At 66.2% G+C, this 16088-nt stretch carries 15 protein-coding genes and 1 pseudogene; 7 read left to right on the forward strand and 9 right to left on the reverse strand.

Annotated features, from left to right (window positions below; genetic code table 11):
• A partial coding sequence (locus BM372_RS09625) for a M20/M25/M40 family metallo-hydrolase (RefSeq protein ID WP_143111454.1) occupies nucleotides 1-838 on the forward strand: 838 nt, incomplete at its 5' end.
• Nucleotides 839-947: 109 nt separating this feature from the next.
• On the opposite strand, the gene BM372_RS09630 is transcribed toward BM372_RS09625, so the two are convergent.
• Both BM372_RS09630 and BM372_RS09635 read right to left on the reverse strand, forming a co-directional pair.
• Complete coding sequence (locus tag BM372_RS09630; protein ID WP_090954603.1) at nucleotides 948-1922, reverse strand: polysaccharide deacetylase family protein; 975 nt, start codon at nucleotides 1920-1922, stop codon at nucleotides 948-950.
• A gap of 14 nt (nucleotides 1923-1936) precedes the next feature.
• A complete protein-coding gene (locus tag BM372_RS09635; RefSeq protein WP_090954605.1) occupies nucleotides 1937-3466 on the reverse strand; it encodes a purine-cytosine permease family protein in 1530 nt (509 codons plus the stop codon).
• A 107-nt stretch (nucleotides 3467-3573) separates the two neighbouring features.
• Between BM372_RS09635 and BM372_RS09640 the strand changes: the two genes are divergently transcribed.
• Nucleotides 3574-5145, forward strand: coding sequence for a PucR family transcriptional regulator (locus tag BM372_RS09640; protein WP_090954607.1), 1572 nt, complete (start codon nucleotides 3574-3576; stop codon nucleotides 5143-5145).
• A 52-nt stretch (nucleotides 5146-5197) separates the two neighbouring features.
• Here BM372_RS09640 and BM372_RS09645 read toward each other — a convergent pair whose 3' ends face one another.
• Both BM372_RS09645 and BM372_RS09650 read right to left on the reverse strand, forming a co-directional pair.
• Nucleotides 5198-6010, reverse strand: coding sequence for an IclR family transcriptional regulator (locus BM372_RS09645; RefSeq protein WP_256214158.1), 813 nt, complete (start codon nucleotides 6008-6010; stop codon nucleotides 5198-5200).
• A gap of 98 nt (nucleotides 6011-6108) precedes the next feature.
• A complete protein-coding gene (locus BM372_RS09650; RefSeq protein ID WP_090955078.1) occupies nucleotides 6109-7362 on the reverse strand; it encodes an aminopeptidase P family protein in 1254 nt (417 codons plus the stop codon).
• Between the two features lie 361 nt (nucleotides 7363-7723).
• Between BM372_RS09650 and BM372_RS09655 the strand changes: the two genes are divergently transcribed.
• Nucleotides 7724-8962 carry an N-acetylglucosamine-6-phosphate deacetylase gene (locus BM372_RS09655; RefSeq protein WP_090954611.1) on the forward strand — a complete coding sequence of 413 codons (1239 nt, stop codon included), beginning with the start codon at nucleotides 7724-7726 and terminating at the stop codon, nucleotides 8960-8962.
• A gap of 62 nt (nucleotides 8963-9024) precedes the next feature.
• Here BM372_RS09655 and BM372_RS09660 read toward each other — a convergent pair whose 3' ends face one another.
• The 4 genes from BM372_RS09660 to BM372_RS09675 form a co-directional block, all read right to left on the reverse strand.
• Complete coding sequence (locus tag BM372_RS09660) at nucleotides 9025-10167, reverse strand: YihY/virulence factor BrkB family protein (RefSeq protein WP_090954613.1); 1143 nt, start codon at nucleotides 10165-10167, stop codon at nucleotides 9025-9027.
• A gap of 82 nt (nucleotides 10168-10249) precedes the next feature.
• Nucleotides 10250-10879 (reverse strand): DUF3618 domain-containing protein, encoded by a 630-nt coding sequence (locus tag BM372_RS09665; protein ID WP_090954614.1) that lies wholly within the window; start codon nucleotides 10877-10879, stop codon nucleotides 10250-10252.
• The gene (locus BM372_RS09670) at nucleotides 10876-11307 is read right to left on the reverse strand and encodes a phage holin family protein (protein WP_090954616.1); all 432 of its coding nucleotides are present in this window, start codon (nucleotides 11305-11307) and stop codon (nucleotides 10876-10878) included. Before BM372_RS09670 ends, BM372_RS09665 begins: the two co-directional genes overlap by 4 nt.
• The gene (locus BM372_RS09675) at nucleotides 11304-12131 is read right to left on the reverse strand and encodes a hypothetical protein (protein ID WP_090955080.1); all 828 of its coding nucleotides are present in this window, start codon (nucleotides 12129-12131) and stop codon (nucleotides 11304-11306) included. The genes BM372_RS09670 and BM372_RS09675 overlap by 4 nt, the downstream gene beginning before the upstream one ends.
• A gap of 270 nt (nucleotides 12132-12401) precedes the next feature.
• On the opposite strand from BM372_RS09675, the gene BM372_RS09680 reads away from it, so the two are divergent.
• From BM372_RS09680 to BM372_RS09695, 4 genes are all read left to right on the forward strand, one after another.
• A complete protein-coding gene (locus BM372_RS09680) occupies nucleotides 12402-13235 on the forward strand; it encodes a DUF2382 domain-containing protein (RefSeq protein ID WP_090954618.1) in 834 nt (277 codons plus the stop codon).
• Between the two features lie 96 nt (nucleotides 13236-13331).
• Entirely contained in the window at nucleotides 13332-13973 is a 642-nt protein-coding gene (locus BM372_RS09685; RefSeq protein WP_090954620.1) for a MarR family winged helix-turn-helix transcriptional regulator, read from the forward strand.
• 27 nt (nucleotides 13974-14000) lie between these two features.
• Nucleotides 14001-14684 (forward strand): hypothetical protein, encoded by a 684-nt coding sequence (locus BM372_RS09690; RefSeq protein ID WP_090954622.1) that lies wholly within the window; start codon nucleotides 14001-14003, stop codon nucleotides 14682-14684.
• Nucleotides 14685-14873: 189 nt separating this feature from the next.
• The gene (locus BM372_RS09695) at nucleotides 14874-15731 is read left to right on the forward strand and encodes a sigma-70 family RNA polymerase sigma factor (RefSeq protein WP_090954625.1); all 858 of its coding nucleotides are present in this window, start codon (nucleotides 14874-14876) and stop codon (nucleotides 15729-15731) included.
• Here BM372_RS09695 and BM372_RS09700 read toward each other — a convergent pair.
• A pseudogene (locus tag BM372_RS09700) lies at nucleotides 15617-15901 on the reverse strand (glycosyltransferase family 9 protein); the annotation flags it as partial. The gene BM372_RS09695 and the pseudogene BM372_RS09700 sit on opposite strands and share 115 nt — an antisense overlap.
• Between the last annotated feature and the right edge of the window lie 187 nt (nucleotides 15902-16088).

Here is a 16088-nt window from a genome sequence, read left to right on the forward strand (position 1 = left end):
CGATGCCAATGACGGGAACCGGGCTTCGGGCACGTCCGGGTATGAGGAGTCGGCCCGCTACGTCGAGGAGCAGCTGCGTGCGGCCGGGTACTCGCCGGTCCGGCAGACCTTCAGCTTTGAACGGGAGGGCCGGCGCCGGCAGCAGGTGGAGTCGTTCAACATCCTGGCCGACACCGGGGGCAGCGCCGGGCACACGGTGGTGGTGGGCGCGCACCTGGATTCGGTACGTGAGGGGCCGGGGATCAATGACAATGCCAGCGGCGTCGCGGCGGTCCTGGAGACCGCCCGGTGGATGAAGGAGGCCGGGATCGCGCCGGCCAACCGGGTCCGGTTTGCGTTCTGGGGCGGCGAAGAGGACGGGCTCTACGGGTCCCAGCATTACGTCGACGAACTCAGCGCGGCCGAGAAGGGCCAGACCACGGCGAATCTGAACGTGGACATGGCGGCCTCGCCCAACGGGGTGCGGTCCGTCCACGACGGGGACGGCACGGACTTCGGCCACGCCGGGCCGGACGGGTCGAAGGCGGTCGAGGACATCCTCTTCCGCTTCTTCGAGGAGAACTCGCTTCCCGCCGAGACCACGCCCTTTGACGGCGGGTCCGACTACGACGCGTTCCTCTCGGCGGGCATTCCCGGCGGCGGGCTCTTCACCGGCGACGAGAAGAGAAAGACCCAGGCCCAGGTGCAGGCCTACGGCGGTGCGGCCGGCAAGGACCTTGACCCGTGCTACCACGAGGCCTGCGACACCATCGCCAACACCAACCCGGACCTGCTCCAGGAAATGTCGGGCGCCCTGGCCTACGCCACCATCGCCTACGCAATGGCCAAGACCGGCTAGCCGCGCCGACTACCGATGGCCGGACGTGCACACCGGAAGGTCCCCGGTACGGCCACCTTCTGGTGAGGGGCCGTGCCGGGGACCTGTGCTTCCTGGGGCGAAACTGTGCCTAGATTCCGGCCCCCCGCCGTGCCGGGGCTCCCTGCGGCTGCCGGATAGCCGCCGGGGTGAAGCGCGCGCCGGTATCCGGGAACGCGGGGACCTCGATGCGTGCGTGGCTGTGGATTTCCTGGACAGACTCGCGGGTGTGCTGGGCGATCTTTTCCATGGTGGTGACCCACATGCCGTCCATGGACTTGACTCGGTCGATCAACTTTTCCAGGGCCACGGCCTTGGACGGCCGGCCGGAGATGAAAGGGTGGTTAGTCAGGACGAAGCATGTCCCGGCGGCATGGTGGGCTTCGGCCTCCAGCGTCCACATTTCGAGGACCTTGGCCGGGCTTTCGATGACCCCGCTTCCGGTGACCCCGGGGTAGAAGGCGTACTGTTCCCAGTCGTCCAGGGCCCAGTCGACGGGAATCTCCACGAGATCGCGAGGGTCGCCCTCGGCCACGCTGAAGCGGTAGGGTGCGTCGCCGTCGAGCAGGCTTGAGTCGTAGAGGAACCCGCGGTCGGCGAGGAGCGTTGCGGAATGCCAGTTGAGCTCCCACCACGGTGCACGGTAGCCCGTGGGCCGGACACCGGCGGCCTTGGCCAGTGCGTCCAGGCCCCGGTCCAGGTACCGTGCCTCGGTTGCGGCGTCGATGCCCTGCATCGGTTCGTGCAGATATCCGTGGTGGGCGATCTCGTGGCCGCCGTCCGCGATCCGGCGGACCACATCCGGGTAGCATTCGGCCGTGAAACCCGGAACAAAGAACGTCGCCTGGATCTCCTGTCGCTCGAGGATCTGCAGGAGCCGTGGGACGGCGACCTTGGGTCCGTAGGACTGGTGCGTCATGAGTGACATGCGCCTGGTGCTCTGCGGGTCATGGGCGATGGTGCAGGATTCGGCGTCGACGTCGAAGGTGAAGGACGCTGCGGCGCGATGGCCTTCCGGCCAGGTGATGGGATGGGCGGTGTCAGCGAAGGCGGGGAAGAAGTTCACGGGTTGGTCTCCTGCTAAAGAGCGGCGGGGGTGGTTGATGTGACCGGAAGGCCGGTTGCGTCAGGTGCATCTGCGGTCTGTTCGCTGGCGTTGTGTCCGGGAAGGAACTTCCGGTGGAACCGCGGCCCCAGCACGGCGTAGGACGCTGCGCTGGCGAGTCCCCCGGCGAGCCAGGACAGGTCCCATCCGCCCAGGGCGACGGCGATGGGTCCCTGCATGACCGGCACCAGTCCGTACATGAACAGCCAGGTGGCGAAGATGCCGATGAGCAGGGAGGCGATGCCGGCCGGGTTCAGCGCCGGAAGGCGCTTGGTGCCGACGGGGTCGAAGAGCCTGGCGGTGTCGGCGGGCCAGCGCTTCTCGATCCAGAAGTAGTGGACCAGCATGACTCCGCCCCAGGCAGCCACCCAGGCGACCAGCCCAATCAGCCAGGCATCCAGCACGGAGGCGAAATCCTCCTGGAAGATGAAGAAGATCACGGCCGCGAGGGAGAAGACGCCGACAAACAGGTTCAACTTGCGCCGGCTGATGGAGATGTCCAGGGCCTGCGTGGCGACGGAAAAGGTGTAGATGTTCAAGATGTTGGTCGCGATCGGGCCGTGCAGCACCATGAGCAGCACCGGGAGGGCCAGCGCGCCGAAGTTCTGGACGATGAGTTTGCCCGGATCAATTTCACCGGTGTTGGTCGCCAGGCTGGCCCCCAGGATGCCCAGCCAGACGACCGGGATGAACTGGCCCAGCACCGAGGCGAGGTAGACCTTGCGCTTGGGCACCGAAGTGCTGACAAAGCGGGAGTAATCCGCGGCGTAGGTGAACCAGGTGATGCCCCAGCCGATGCCGATGGCCGTCATGACTGCGCTCATCGCAGCGATGCGTTCGGAGCCTTCCAGGATGTGGCCGGCAGGGCCGGCGTAGGTCCAGTTGATCTTCATGCCGAACCAGGCCACTGCCGACATCACGGTCAGGATGATGATGGTGGGCGGCACGGTCCACTTCTCGAAGGCAGCAATGGCTTTGTAACCGAACCAGGCGATGGCTACCTGTACAGCCATGATGAAGGTGGCGATGCCAATTTTCCAGGCGTAGTTCTTGGCCTCCGGGTCAACCCAGCCGAGGGTTCCGAACAGGGCCATGACCAGGTCCAGAATGATCCAGGTGTTGACTGCACACCAGCCGATCACCAGAAGAGCTTGGATGCCGGCGGGCAGGTAGTTGCCACGCCGACCGAAGGCGGCCCGGGCCAGCACCATGCCGGTCGCTCCTGTCTTTTGGCCCAGCAGGACAAAGCACCCGAAGAGCAGCATCCCGATGAGGTTTCCAAGAACCAGCACCGTGACGGTGTCCGCGAAGCCCAGGCCGAGTTGGATGCCCAGCGCTCCAAGCACCCAGTTGATCGGGGCGAGGTTGGCACCGGCCCAGATCCAGAATTGGCCTGAGACCTTGCGGGTCCGCTGTGATTCGGGGATGGGCTGAAGCCACGCTTCGTGGTCTACGCTCGCCTCCGGCGCGGCGCCAGCAGGGACCGCAGGGGATTTTTGACGCATTTGGAGCCTCCGAGGGTGTGTGGGATTCCTCAAGGTTATGTGTCACACGCCACATCCGACTATATACAATGTGTCTGAATAAACGTAGAGCAATGCGACGGAGTGTAATGTCCATACGTCTTGAAGATGCCTTGAAGCATCCGACCCTGGCTGCGGCCGATCCCATCATCCGAGCAGGGGCCAAGGCTGCCGCCCGGGCGCAGCTTCGGTGGATTCACTCCAGTGAAATTATTGACATTGCACCCCTGCTGGCTGGCGGGGAGCTTTTGCTGACGGGCGGAGAAGCCCTCGCCCTCGCGTCTGAGGAGCGGCAGGTCAACTACATCCACCAACTTGCAGAACGGGGCGTTGCGGCCGTAGCCATCGAAACCGGGGATGCCCTTCCGACCCTGCCGTCCTCCATGGTGTCCGCCGCCGAAGCAGCCGGCCTGCCACTGATTGAACTTCGTGCGGTGGTGCCGTTCGTCGGGGTCACGCAGGCCATCAACTCCATGCTGGTCAGTGATTCGGTATCGCATTTGCGGCGGGCCGAGGAGGCCAGTCACGCGATGGCCGTCGAACTGGCACACGGCGGTGGCCTCGACCGGATTCTGGCAGTTCTGGCCGGCATTTCCCATGCCGAGGTGACCTTGACGTCCGTATCGGGTGCGACCCTGGCCAGCGCCAGCCCGGCGTCGGCCAACGCTGCCGATGCGGACGACGCCGACGCCTCCTCCTTGGAACCGCAGGAGCAAGGACGGCCGCAGGAGCAAGGACGCCTAATCCACATCGATGTGCCGATCCGTGGCATCCTTGCAGCGCAGCTGTTGCTCCGGGTCCCGGCGGACGAGGACCAGAACCTGGCCCGCACAGCCGGAAACCGCTCGGTGGACATCCTGGCCCTGGCACTGCTGCAGCGGATGTCTCCCGGGCTGAAGGAAGTCGCCGCGGCGGCGCTGCTTCGCGCTGTTGATTCAGGCAGCCAGGCCTGGCGGCTCCAGCAGCTGGCTTCGGCAGCCGGGATCCCATCGACTGCCCCACTTGTAGCCATCGTGATCCGGTCCGGCATGCTCCAGCATCTCCGAGGGTCCGTGGAGCACCTCCTGGCCCGGGCGGGGCAGCCCAGCGCCACCTATGTCGATAACGCTGAGCTCCTGGCAGTGGCAGTGGTCGCTGGAGATGCTCCGGGCGAAAGCCGGCACGCTCTGCTGGCCGGATTGCGGGCACTTTCGGCCCCGTCGGATACGCGCCTCGCCGTTGGCCCGCTGGCCGCCGAAATTTCGGAAGCCCCCTGGTCGCTGTCGGAAGCCAGGCTCACCCTGGATTTGGCACACGCGCTGGGACACTCACACACCGGAACCCACGGTCCGCGCAGTCCCGTGATCGATTGTGAGGAATTCGCCATCGAACGCCTCGCTATGGGCAGCCTGGGCGCTGACCAGCGGCGGAACTTTGTGCGCCAGCAGCTGGGCGCGCTTCTGGATCATGACGCGCAACGTAATTCACGGCTGGTGGGCACCCTGGCCACCTGGCTGGACTCCGGTTGCAACACCGCCCAGGCGGCCAGGGAACTGCACGTGGAGCGGCAGTCGATGCATCAGCGGCTGCAGCGGATCTTCGAATTGTGCGACGGCGACCCCCGGCGCACCGGCCGGCTCGCGGCACTGCACCTGGCCACGCGGCTGGTCCGGCTCGATTGAGAGGGACAGGGTTGAGACCCGGCAGGGTTATGACCGGGCAGGGCTGCCCGCGTCAGCCTTTGGCCCGGGGCGCGCGGCCGCCCAGGCGTGTGGTGACTTTGTGGGCCGCGGCTGTGCAGGCTTCGCCCAGGCTTTGCAGCCGCTCCGGGGAGACGCGGAACCGCGGCGCCGGAATCAGGACGGCCGCCGCGACGTCGCCTCGGTGGTCGTAGACGGGGGCGGACACGCCCACTTCGTCGACGGAGGATTCGCCGTAGTTGACGGCCCAGCCCCGCTCGGCCACCTCCTTAAGCCTGGCCTGGTAGCCGTCCAGGCCGGCATCATCGAGTCCCGGATAGCTGATCTCCCCGCTACGCAGCAGTGCACGGACACGTTCGGCCTGCTCGGCGGCCAGGAAGACCTGCACGGAGGCGCTCATGGCGTCCTTGTAGCGCGCACCCAGCGGAGTGGTGTGCTTGATCTGGTGGTGGCTGGCGATCTGCTCCACACACATTGACTCGGCGCCGTTCCAGACCATGAGGGCACTGGTTTCGCCGGTCTGTTCGGCGAGTTCCTGCAGGACCGGGTAGGCCACGCGCCGTTCTTCCAGTTCGGCCAGCAGCGGCCCGGCGACGGCGATCAGCCCCAGTCCCAGCCGGAAGCGGCGAGTTTCCGGGTCACGTTCCACCAGCCGTTCCTGTTCAAAGGTGGCCAGGATGCGCGAAACGGTGCTCTTGTGCAGCCCCACCCGGTTGGCGATCTCGGTGACTCCGAGCAGTGGCTCATCGGCGGTGAACGTTCTCAGCACGGCGATGGCGTTGACTATGACGGATGCGCCCTTCGTGTCGCCGTTTGCGCTGGCCTCGGGAGATTCTGCTGGGGTCATGGTGTTTACCATCATTGCTTATGAGGGCCGGAAAGCGGCGCCACGTCTCGGACGTGGCGCCGCTTCGTTGCGGGGTCTTTGCAGGGGGCGTGGGCCGGTCAGGCGCCCACGATGTTGTGTTCGGGGCCGAAGGGGAACTTCGTGATGTTCTCGGCCCCCTCATCGCCGACCACCAGGATGTCGTGCTCACGGTAGCCGCCGGCACCGGGCTGGCCGTCCAGGACCGTGATCATGGGTTCCATGGAGACCACCATGCCGGGCTCGAGAACCGTGTCGATGTCCTCGCGGAGTTCCAGTCCGGCTTCCCGGCCGTAGTAGTGGCTCAGGACGCCGAAGGAGTGTCCATAGCCGAACGTCCGGTTGGCAAGGAGTCCGCGGCCAACGTAGATCTCGTTTAGCTCGGCGGCAATGTCCTTGCAGACAGCTCCGGGCTTAATGAGTTCGAGGCCCCGCCTGTGGACTTCGACGTTGATGTTCCACAGCTCGAGGGAGCGGGCATCCGGTTCGCCATAGAACAGGGTCCGCTCCAGGGCGGTGTAGTAGCCGGAGGTCATCGGGAAGCAGTTCAGGGACAGGATGTCGTGTTCCTGGATCTTCCGCGTGGTGGCCCAGTTGTGGGCGCCGTCGGTGTTGATTCCGGACTGGAACCACACCCATGTGTCGCGGATTTCCGAATCCGGGAAGGTCCGGGCAATTTCGTGGACCATGGCTTCGGTACCGATGAGGGCGACCTCATATTCGGTGATGCCGGCGGTGATGGCGTTGCGGATGGCCTCGCCGCCCAGGTCGCCGATCCGGGCCCCATGCTTGATCACCTCGATCTCTTCGGCAGACTTGATCATCCGCTGACGCATGGCCGCCTGGGCCACGTCCACCAGGGTGGCGTTCTCGAAGGCCGCCTGAATCTTGTTTCGGTTGTCCAGCGGGAGCGAATCGTCTTCCACGCCGAGCCGGCGGGGGTTGATGCCGCGGGTCCGGAGCGCCTCCTGGATGGCGAAGATGTAGTTGTCCCTGCGCCAGTCCGTGTAGACCACGTTGTCGCCGTAGCTGCGCCGCCACGGCATGCCGGCGTCGATGTTGGCCGTGACCGTGACGGTGTCGTCCCGGGTGACCACCATGGCGTAGGAGCGGCCGAAGTAGGTGAAGAGGAAGTCGGAGTAGTACTTGATGGAGTGGTAGCTGGTCAGGACGACGGCGTCCAGGTCCTTCTCTGCCATGATCCGGCGCAGTCCGCCGAGCCGGCGCTCAAACTCGGCGTTGGAAAAGGTCAGCTTTTCCTTCTGGCCGTTGTGCAGGACTTTCAGACGCTCCAGTTCGGCGATGGACGAAGCGTTGTCGGAGGTGATGGTCATGGTGGTGGTGCCTTTCTGCCGCATTAGTTGCATTCAGCGCAACGCTGTTGCATTAGAGTAGGCTGTGATGCCCGACACGGTCAATAGCCCGGCCCCTGCAGGCCGCCGCTCTTGAAGGACGACGTCGGCAGGCACGCGGGTGAAAGACGCACCTAAGGGGCCGGGGGAAGAAGTTGCATGCGACGGGACCTGGTTGCATTCTTGGTCCGCGATGCGTCGACCACTGCGAACGACGGGTTGGGCATATCGCACGGTCGGGAGCGACGCGGGAAGGCTCGGCAGCCAGCGTGGGGCAGGGCGACTAGTCTTCAAGTGACAGTCCCCGCCTGCTTACGACCGGGCCGCACAGAAACCAGGCACTATGAACGTCCACGAAGCCGCGCCGGCTTACGTCCTAAGGGGCACCCTCGTGAGTGCAGGTGCGATTACGCACGAAGGGGTGGTGGCCGTGGCCGGAGACCGGATCGCCTACGCGGGGCCCGGCCGCGGCTATGACCCCGCCCAGCTCCCGGAGGCGCAGGAGCTCCCGCTTCCAGACGGCGCCTCGCTCCTTCCCGGGCTGGTGGACCTCCACTGCCACGGCGCGGCGGGCGGCGGATTCCCGAACGGAAGTGACCGGGCCTGTCGGGAAGCCGTGGACTTCCTGCACCGCAGCGGGACCACCAGCCTGCTGGCCAGCCTCGTGGCGGCCTCCAGCGACGAGCTGGTGCGGGCGCTCGGCATACTAAGGGTCCTTGCGGCCGAGGGGCTGATCGCGGGCGTCCACTCGGAGGGCCCGTTCCTCGCCCGCTCCCGGTGCGGCGCGCAGAATCCGCGCTGGCTGGTGGACCCCGACCCTGAACTGCTCCGGAAAATGTTGGCGGCCGCCGGCGGAACCCTGCGCACCATGACTTACGCGCCCGAGCTGCCCGGCGCCGGGGACCTGCTCCGGATGCTCACGACCCATGGCGTCACGCCGTCGCTGGGCCACACCGATGCCGATTGCGGGCTGGCCGCTGCCTCGCTGGCGGAAGCCGCCGAGCTCATCGGCGGTGCGGCAGCGGGCGCGGGCTTCGGTCCGCGTGCCCGACCCACCGTGACACACCTGTTCAATGGCATGCCTCCGATGCACCACCGGAGCCCCGGGCCGGTCACGGCGAGCCTGCGGCTGGCGGCCAGGGGAACGGTTGCCGTCGAGCTCATCGGCGACGGGGTCCACCTCGACCCTGAGATGGTCCGGATGGTGTTTGAGCTGGTGGGAGCCGGGAACATCGCCCTGGTGACTGACTCGATGGCCGCGACCGGCCTGCCGGACGGCGACTACGAACTGGGCAGCTCCGAGGTGTCGGTGCACCACCGCGTGGCCACCCTCAGGAGCAACGGCGCCCTCGCGGGTGGCACGGCGACCCTCCTGGAGGTTGTCCGTACCACCCTGGCGGCCGGAGTGAGTGCCGCCGATGCCGTTCTGGCGGCAACGCTGGTCCCGGCACGAGTCCTGGGCCTGGAAACCCAGATTGGAGCCCTCCGGACGAAAATGCGGGCCGACGTCGTCGCCGTCAGCCCGCATTTCGAACTACTGCGCGTCCTGCGCGGCGGCGAACTCCTCGACGCCCCCGCCTGACCCCGGCCCCGCCTGCGGTACCCCGGACTGCGGTACCGTTTGGCCGGCGGAGCCGGCCTGGGTCAGCTGTGGGTTTCGCGGTGGGAGCCCTCCCGGTTGGAGTTTTCCCCGCCGCCGTCCCCGCTGCCGTTCTGGCCGTTCCCTTCGCGCTCGGATTGCTCCCGGAGTTCGCGGCCTTTCCGGATGTCCTCGTCCTCCTTCGCCTGCAGTTTGTCACTCTTCTTCGTGTCCCGGGGCGGCAGTTGGATGGTCTCCTCGGCTTCAATGCCGGCCTGGAGCTGCCGGCCGCGTTCCATCTCGGCGTCGAACTCCGCGCCGAACAGCAGCGACATGTTCAGGATCCAGAGCCACAGGAGCATGATAATCACGCCGCCGATGGCCCCATAGGTCTTGTTGTAGTTCGCGAAGTTGGCCACGTAAAATCCGAAACCCAGCGAAGCGACCAGGAAGGCCACCAGGGCGATCAAGGAGCCAATGCTCATCCAGCGGATCTTCGGCTGCTTGACGTTCGGGGTGGCGTAATACAGGATCGCGATGACCACTATCACCAGCAGCACGATCACCGGCCACTTGAGGATGTTCCAAACGCTCAGGAAGGCGCCCCCGAGGCCGAGGACCCCGCCCACCGCTTCGGCGACCGGGCCGCTGAGCACCAGCATCGCGGCGAGCAGCGCGACTATGACCACGCAAAGGACCGTGACAGCCAGCATCGTTCCGCGGAGCTTGACGAAGCCGCGGCCTTCATCGATTTCGTAGATCCGGTTCATGGCCCGCCCGAACGCGTTGACGTAACCGGACGCGGACCAGAGGGCCGTTGCCAGGCCGATGACCAGCGTGAAGCCCGCTGCCGGGGAGGAGGTCAGTTCGCGGATCGGTCCGCTGATGGTGTCCAGGGTGGAGCCGGGCGCGATGCCCTTAGCGATGTCCAGCAGTGCGGTGGTGGTCTTTTCCGCATCGCCGAAAATCCCCAGGAGCGACACCAGGGCCAGCAGGGCCGGGAAAAGCGAAAGGACGGCGTAGTAGGTTAGGCCCGCGGCCAGGTCCGGGCACTGGTCCTTTGTGAACTCGCGCAGCGTCTTGCGGGCGATGTACTTCCAGGACGGCTTGGTGACATCGGTGGGGCTGTCGGGCTTACTCGAGTCGTCCGGCGCGGGCGCCGTTGACGCCTTGGCCGTGCTGGTTTCCGGAGCTTCATTCGTAGCCATGTGGCCGTCCTTTCAGGGTGATATAGCCCGGGCCGCACCCCCTGCTGGGGGTGCGGCCCGGCCCACAACTTAAGCGCAGGCCTTACGTGTTCTGGACGTGGTCCTTGGCGTCGGCGGCGGTGGCCTTGACGTCGGAGACGGCCGCCTGGCCTTCTCCCTTGACGTGGTCAGCAGCGTCGGCGGCCGTGGCTTTCACGTTTTCCACCGCTTCCTGGGCCGGTTCCTTCAGCCCCTGGGCCATATCCTTCGCGGCGTCGGTGAGCTGGGTGGTGACCGGTTCGGCGGCGTTCTTGAGCGCGTCTGCCGCCTCACGTTCCTTCTCGCTCGGCGGAATCAGCGAGGAGACCAGCAGGCCGGCGCCGAAGGCGATGAGCCCTGCCGCCAGCGGGTTGCCCTGGGTTTTCACCGCGGCCTTATGCGGAGCGTCGGCGACGGCGCTGCCGGCGTCGTGCAGTGTGGAACTGACGGCCGAGCCGGCGTCGCCCACTGCGGCTCCTGCTTTGTCCGTTACCCTGTGAGTCTTGTCAGTGGTGTGATCGGCTGCGCCCATGACTTTCTCCTTCACTCCGAAGACGGCGTCTTTGACCTTGTCGGTCTGCCGGTGGACGATGTTGGACGGCGTTACTTTGTCGGCGACCGCGTCAACGTTGGTGCCGAGGCGTGCACGGGTAGCTTCAATGTCGGCGCGGATGGCGTCCGGGTTTTCACTCATCGTTGGTCTCCATTGGGTTTCAGGGTCGGTGGAATTTCCTGCATGGTTTCAGCGGTCTGGGGCATGCCCTTGATCGCCTTGAGTTCCTTGCGTCCGATTGAGGCCAGGATGGCGGCGATGATGCCCCAGATGACCGCAACGACGACGGCGGACCAGCCCAAGCCCATCAGCAAACCGAGGGCGTACCACAAGGCAATTGACAGGAACAGGAGCACAAAGTGGCCAGCCACGCCCGCTCCGGCGAGCATGCCGGCGCCCTTGCCCGCCTTCGTGGCGGACTGTTTGGCCTCCGCTTTGGCGAGTTCCACTTCCTGGCGCATCAGAGTGGAGAGATCCCGGGTGACATCACCGAGGAGGTCTCCTAGGGAATTAGCGTCCGCTTTGGCATGGGCAGCTGTGGGAGGAGTCTCCGGTATCTGGCTGCTCACAGGTGACGCCCTTCACCTTCGGCGAGGGGGTCCTCCACATCGCGCAACGGAATCTCTGCGGCGGTTCCGCCAGGGAGGGTCTGCGCCGAGGCCGGACCGGTGCCCGTCCGTGCCGGCTCGCCGTAGCCGGTCCCGCCGTACACAGGTGCTCCCGCAGTCGTCTCGTCGTAGAAGGGCTCTCCCACGCCGGCAACACCTTCGGCGATCGGCGGCTGGACTGGCTGGGGCGGCAGGGCCGTCCGAGCTGTCGAGGAGGTGGCGGGGGCTCCGGCCTGAAGGCTCCTGCCAAGGCGTCCCGCGAGTACCCCCGCGCCGGCGGCCAGCAGCAGGAACGTTCCCGGGCGCTGGCGGGCAAAGGATTTCACCTCGTCCAGCAGTGATCCTGGGTCCCTGTTGTCCAGCCAGGTGGCCACGGATTCGGAGCGTTGCGCGGCCTGACGGATGAGGTCCGAGGCAACGCCCTGCTGGTCCGGGGCATCGGCCATGGAGTGCAGCTGCGAGGAAATCGTGCGGATACCTTCAGCAGCCTTTTGCTGCTGGGCGCCTGCCTGACTTGTCAGGTCGGACTTCGCCTGGTGAAGAAGATCCTTGGCACTGGTCTTCGCTTCCGAAGCCACATTCGCGGCCTCGGCCTTCGCGGTGCCCGCCACGTTCTGGGCTGCACCGGCGGCCTGGCCAGCGACGTTCGAAGCTTCTTCCTTAGCAGCGTCCTTCTTGGTGGAGGCGCCCTGCGTGGTAGACAGCGGGGTTGTTTCAGCGGTTCCGGCGTAAACGTCGGGCTCGGAATACGGCTCAGGCGTCTGCGGCCATTGGTTCTCTGTCATCATTGCTCTCTTTCAGAAAGGTTAGCTGGCGATCAAGAACCAGCAGTGCTGGATCAAACAGTAAGCAATGTTACTAAGTAGATAGTAAGCACGCTTGCTACCCGATGCGCAAGACGCAATGCGCCTGACTTTTCTCAAGGACAAGAAATTTTTGGACACGCTTGCCAAGCAGTTACTAAGCATGCTTATTGTGGTTAAGTGCAGTGTCCTGCAGCGCGGCGTTGCCACTCTTAGACCACACACCACACACCCGAGATCCAAGGAGACATCATGCTCACCAAGGAACACATGGACGAACTGCTCAAGCGCAACGGAAACGTACTCTCCACCGATGGGGACAAGCTCGGTTCAATCGGGCAGGTGTACGCGGACGATGCCGACGGCCAGCCCACATGGGTCACCGTCAAGACGGGCCTGTTCGGCACGTCGGAGTCCTTCGTTCCGCTCCAAAATGCGCGCCTGGAAGGGGATGACATCGTCGTCCCTCACACCAAGGCCCAGATCAAGGACGCGCCCCGCGTGGAGTCCGATGGCCACCTCGACCCGGCAGAGGAGGACCGCCTGTATGACCACTACGGCCTCGGCGGCCTGAGCCAGACCTACACCGACGCAACCACCGGCCAATACGCAAACGACGCCGGAACCGACCGGGCTGCCGGCTTCGCAACGGCAGGGGACGGGCTTTCCGACCGCGAGACCGTGGGACGTGACACTTCGGGACCCACCACGGACGATGCCATGACCCGTTCCGAGGAACGCCTCAATGTAGGCACCGAACGGCAGGCCACCGGGCGGGTGCGGCTGCGCAAATACGTCACCACTGAGAACGTCACCCAGACCGTTCCGGTGCAACGCGAAGAAGTCCGGATCGAGCGTGAGCCCATCACGGACGCCAACCGGGCCGAAGCCCTGTCCGGTCCGGACATCAGCGATGAGGAACACGAAATCACCCTCCACGAGGAGCGTCCCGTCGTTGAGAAGGAGGCCGTCCCCGTTGAACGGGTCCGGCTCGACAAGGAAACCGTGACCGATGAAGTCACCGTCGATGAGCAAGTCCGCAAGGAACGCATCGAAACCGATGACGTCGACGACACACGCCGGTAGGAACTGAGCGTGCAGCCAGGGCCAGGCCAATCCCCTGGCCCTGGCTGTCTCGTTCACGTTGGCTCAGCATGATCCTCTACCGGAAGGGCCTCACCGATGAGCCGCGATTCTGAACGGCCGCATCTGCGGGACAGCTACAAGCTACTTACGACGGCGGCCCGACTAATCCAGCGCCGTCAGGAACAGGCGCTGGCACCCTTGGGCCTGACGCGAGCCGCCGTCATCGCCCTCGAAGCCGTTGCGTCCCGTCCCATGAACCAGGAACAGCTTGCCGCAAAAGTCCATGTACAGGGCCAAACGCTCGGCCGGGTCTTGGCGCGGCTGGAATCCCAGGGTCTTGTCACAAGAACCCGGAATGCCGCCGACCGGCGCCAGCTCCAAGTGAAACTGACCCAAGCGGGCAAGGCCGCCCTCAACGCGGCCCGGCAAGCGGAGGTCGACGCGTTTCCGGTCGCCAGGGACGACGACGGCTGGGATGCCTTGCAGGAACAACTGACCAAATTCATCGCCTCGTTCCAGGCTCCGCAGCCGGTCGAACAGGCCCGTGCACGTTCCAGCCGTCAGCTACTGGAAAGCACGCCCGAGAGGGCACAGCCTCCGGCCTCCCCGCCCGGGCAAGGGCACACCACGCGGTGGTTGGCTCAGGTCAAGCCGCCCCATCCCGATGCCGAACGTGTGCCCACCCGCCCGGCCCAGGACCAGCAGGCCTCGACAATGGACCGCCCTGACGGTCACTGACCGCAGCGGACGGCTAGGAAGGCAAGTGTGCGTCGAAGGATCAGCAGGGCGCTTGGCTCCTGCTTCGCCGGGGTTTTCCGCACGATCAAAGCAGTGCGGCCCGACCGGCCCATCCACCCCCAGGGGGTCCGCCTGACGGGAACCCTCGAACGGCACGGCTCCGCCTCGGGCACGGAGTGGGTCGATACCGCCGGCACAGACTTGGTGACAGCCCGGCTATCCCGCTCCCTCGGCCTGCCCGGCCGGTTCCCCGACATCCTGGGCCTGGCGCTGCGTGTGGCCAATGACGGCACCCCCTCAGACGTCCTGCTGGCCTCCACCGGGGCATCGCGTGCCGGACGGTTCGCCCTCACCCTCAGGCGGAACGCTGCCGCGGGCGTGTTCAGCTCCCTCATGCCGTACAAGACTGCGTCCGGACCCCTCCTGCTGGCCGCCCGCACAGTGTCGGCACCTGGGCGACTCCGGGCAGAGCCGCAGACTTTCCGCGCTGACCTCGGTCAGGACGCGTGGATCCTGGGCCTCTACCACGCCCGCCCGATGGGGCGCTGGGTCCGGTTCGGAACGCTCACCCTTGAAGCCGGTGGCCCGGCCGACACATCGGAACGGTTCGACCCGGTGCTGAACACACTCCCGGGCACAGGCACCTACGCCTGGACCGCCCGGCTGCGCGAACCCTCGTACACAGCAGCCCGCCGGCCCGCACGCCGGTAGAGACGGGCCGCTACGACCCCGCCTTGCCATTGGCCTTCCGCATGACCGGCCGTTTCGGTAGCTCGCTACGGGCCGGCCTAACAGGGCCGCCGCCCGGATTCAAGCATTGCTTAATAAGCAGCCTTATGGTCTGCTACTGCTGAGCCTAGCCACGGGCTTTTTCGACCGCTCCGGACCGGGGACGACGAGATGACGCATAAACCCGCGGCGGCCCGACGAGCGGGCGCAAGCCAGCTCCGCCGAGCCCTCCTCGATGATTTGGTATTCGAACACATGGATCTGGCCGAGGCCCTTGCCCGCCGCTACGTCGCGCCGGGGAGGGAACATGCCGACCTGCTTCAGGTCGCCTACCTCGGCCTGGTCAAGGCGGCCCGGGGCTTCGACTCGGAACGCGGCGGGGGGTTCCCGGCCTATGCTGCGCCCACGATCAGGGGCGAGCTCAAACGCTATCTCCGGGATCGTTGCTGGATGGTGCGTCCGCCAAGGCCGGTCCAGGACCTGCGGTCAGAGATCCTGTGGACAGAACCGGAAATGACGCAACGGCTGGGGCGCAGGCCCACGGACGGCGAGCTGGCGGCTGAGCTGGGGACGGACGCGGCCGCTGTGCGGGAAGCCCACGCCGCGGCGGCCAGCATGCGCCCTGATTCCCTCGATGCGGCGGACCAGCAGGGGCAGGGGGCGCGTTCGGACCTCCCGGCGACGCTTCGAGAAGAACCGTGGGAGCGTTTGGACCAGCTGCTGTGCCTGCGGCAGGCGATCGGCGAGCTCGCGGCCGAGGATCGGGAGCTACTGTACCGCCGGTATTTCTGCGAGGACAGCCAGGCGGATCTCGGTAAGCGGTTCGGCGTGTCGCAGATGCAGGTATCGCGGCGTCTGGCCCGGGTGCTCGTGGCCCTTCAGCGCCGGCTGCTGGAGCCGGACGCAGGGAGTTCAAGCCTCCCGACGGCGTCCAGCACCTCCCCTACTGTGACGCCGAGAAGGGCCGGGTCAGGATCGGATGCGAAAGGATCTCCCCGCCTCAGTTCCGGGCGTTCAAGCACAATGTGAGGCCCCGGAGGTGGCCCCCACTCCTCCGGCGCCGCCGGACCGAACAGCACCACCGAGGGCCGGCGGTAGGCCGAGGCAAGATGTGCGGCGCCGGTGTCCGCCGAGACGACGAGCCGCGCGTCTGCGACGATGTCGGCGAATCCCGCCAGGCTGAGGCCTCCTGCGAGGACTGTTGCCTCTGGAAGACGCAGCATTGGCCCTCCGGCGTCCCGACTGCCCTCGCTCACCCGCTGAACCTCCTGATCTCCGGTCCTTCGGACTGGTCCCCGGTCCGGTCTGGTCTTTGGCGGCCTTGGCCGGTGCGGGGAGTCTAGTACGCGGGACCGTCGTTTGTCGGCGGGACGGGGTTTAGCCGCG

The sequence above is a fragment of the Arthrobacter sp. ov118 genome (assembly GCF_900116495.1).
Taxonomy (GTDB): domain Bacteria; phylum Actinomycetota; class Actinomycetes; order Actinomycetales; family Micrococcaceae; genus Arthrobacter.

What these genes read in the sequence shown, in the direction of transcription:
- BM372_RS09680 (WP_090954618.1), top strand. Translation starts at nt 12,402, where the DNA reads ATGCTCACCAAGGAACACATGGACGAACTGCTCAAGCGCAACGGAAAC.
- BM372_RS09655 (WP_090954611.1), top strand. Translation starts at nt 7,724, where the DNA reads ATGAACGTCCACGAAGCCGCGCCGGCTTACGTCCTAAGGGGCACCCTC.
- BM372_RS09695 (WP_090954625.1), top strand. Translation starts at nt 14,874, where the DNA reads ATGACGCATAAACCCGCGGCGGCCCGACGAGCGGGCGCAAGCCAGCTC.
- BM372_RS09645 (WP_256214158.1), bottom strand. Translation starts at nt 6,010, where the DNA reads ATGACCCCAGCAGAATCTCCCGAGGCCAGCGCAAACGGCGACACGAAG.
- BM372_RS09660 (WP_090954613.1), bottom strand. Translation starts at nt 10,167, where the DNA reads ATGGCTACGAATGAAGCTCCGGAAACCAGCACGGCCAAGGCGTCAACG.
- BM372_RS09640 (WP_090954607.1), top strand. Translation starts at nt 3,574, where the DNA reads ATGTCCATACGTCTTGAAGATGCCTTGAAGCATCCGACCCTGGCTGCG.
- BM372_RS09665 (WP_090954614.1), bottom strand. Translation starts at nt 10,879, where the DNA reads ATGAGTGAAAACCCGGACGCCATCCGCGCCGACATTGAAGCTACCCGT.
- BM372_RS09685 (WP_090954620.1), top strand. Translation starts at nt 13,332, where the DNA reads ATGAGCCGCGATTCTGAACGGCCGCATCTGCGGGACAGCTACAAGCTA.
- BM372_RS09675 (WP_090955080.1), bottom strand. Translation starts at nt 12,131, where the DNA reads ATGACAGAGAACCAATGGCCGCAGACGCCTGAGCCGTATTCCGAGCCC.
- BM372_RS09635 (WP_090954605.1), bottom strand. Translation starts at nt 3,466, where the DNA reads ATGCGTCAAAAATCCCCTGCGGTCCCTGCTGGCGCCGCGCCGGAGGCG.
- BM372_RS09650 (WP_090955078.1), bottom strand. Translation starts at nt 7,362, where the DNA reads ATGACCATCACCTCCGACAACGCTTCGTCCATCGCCGAACTGGAGCGT.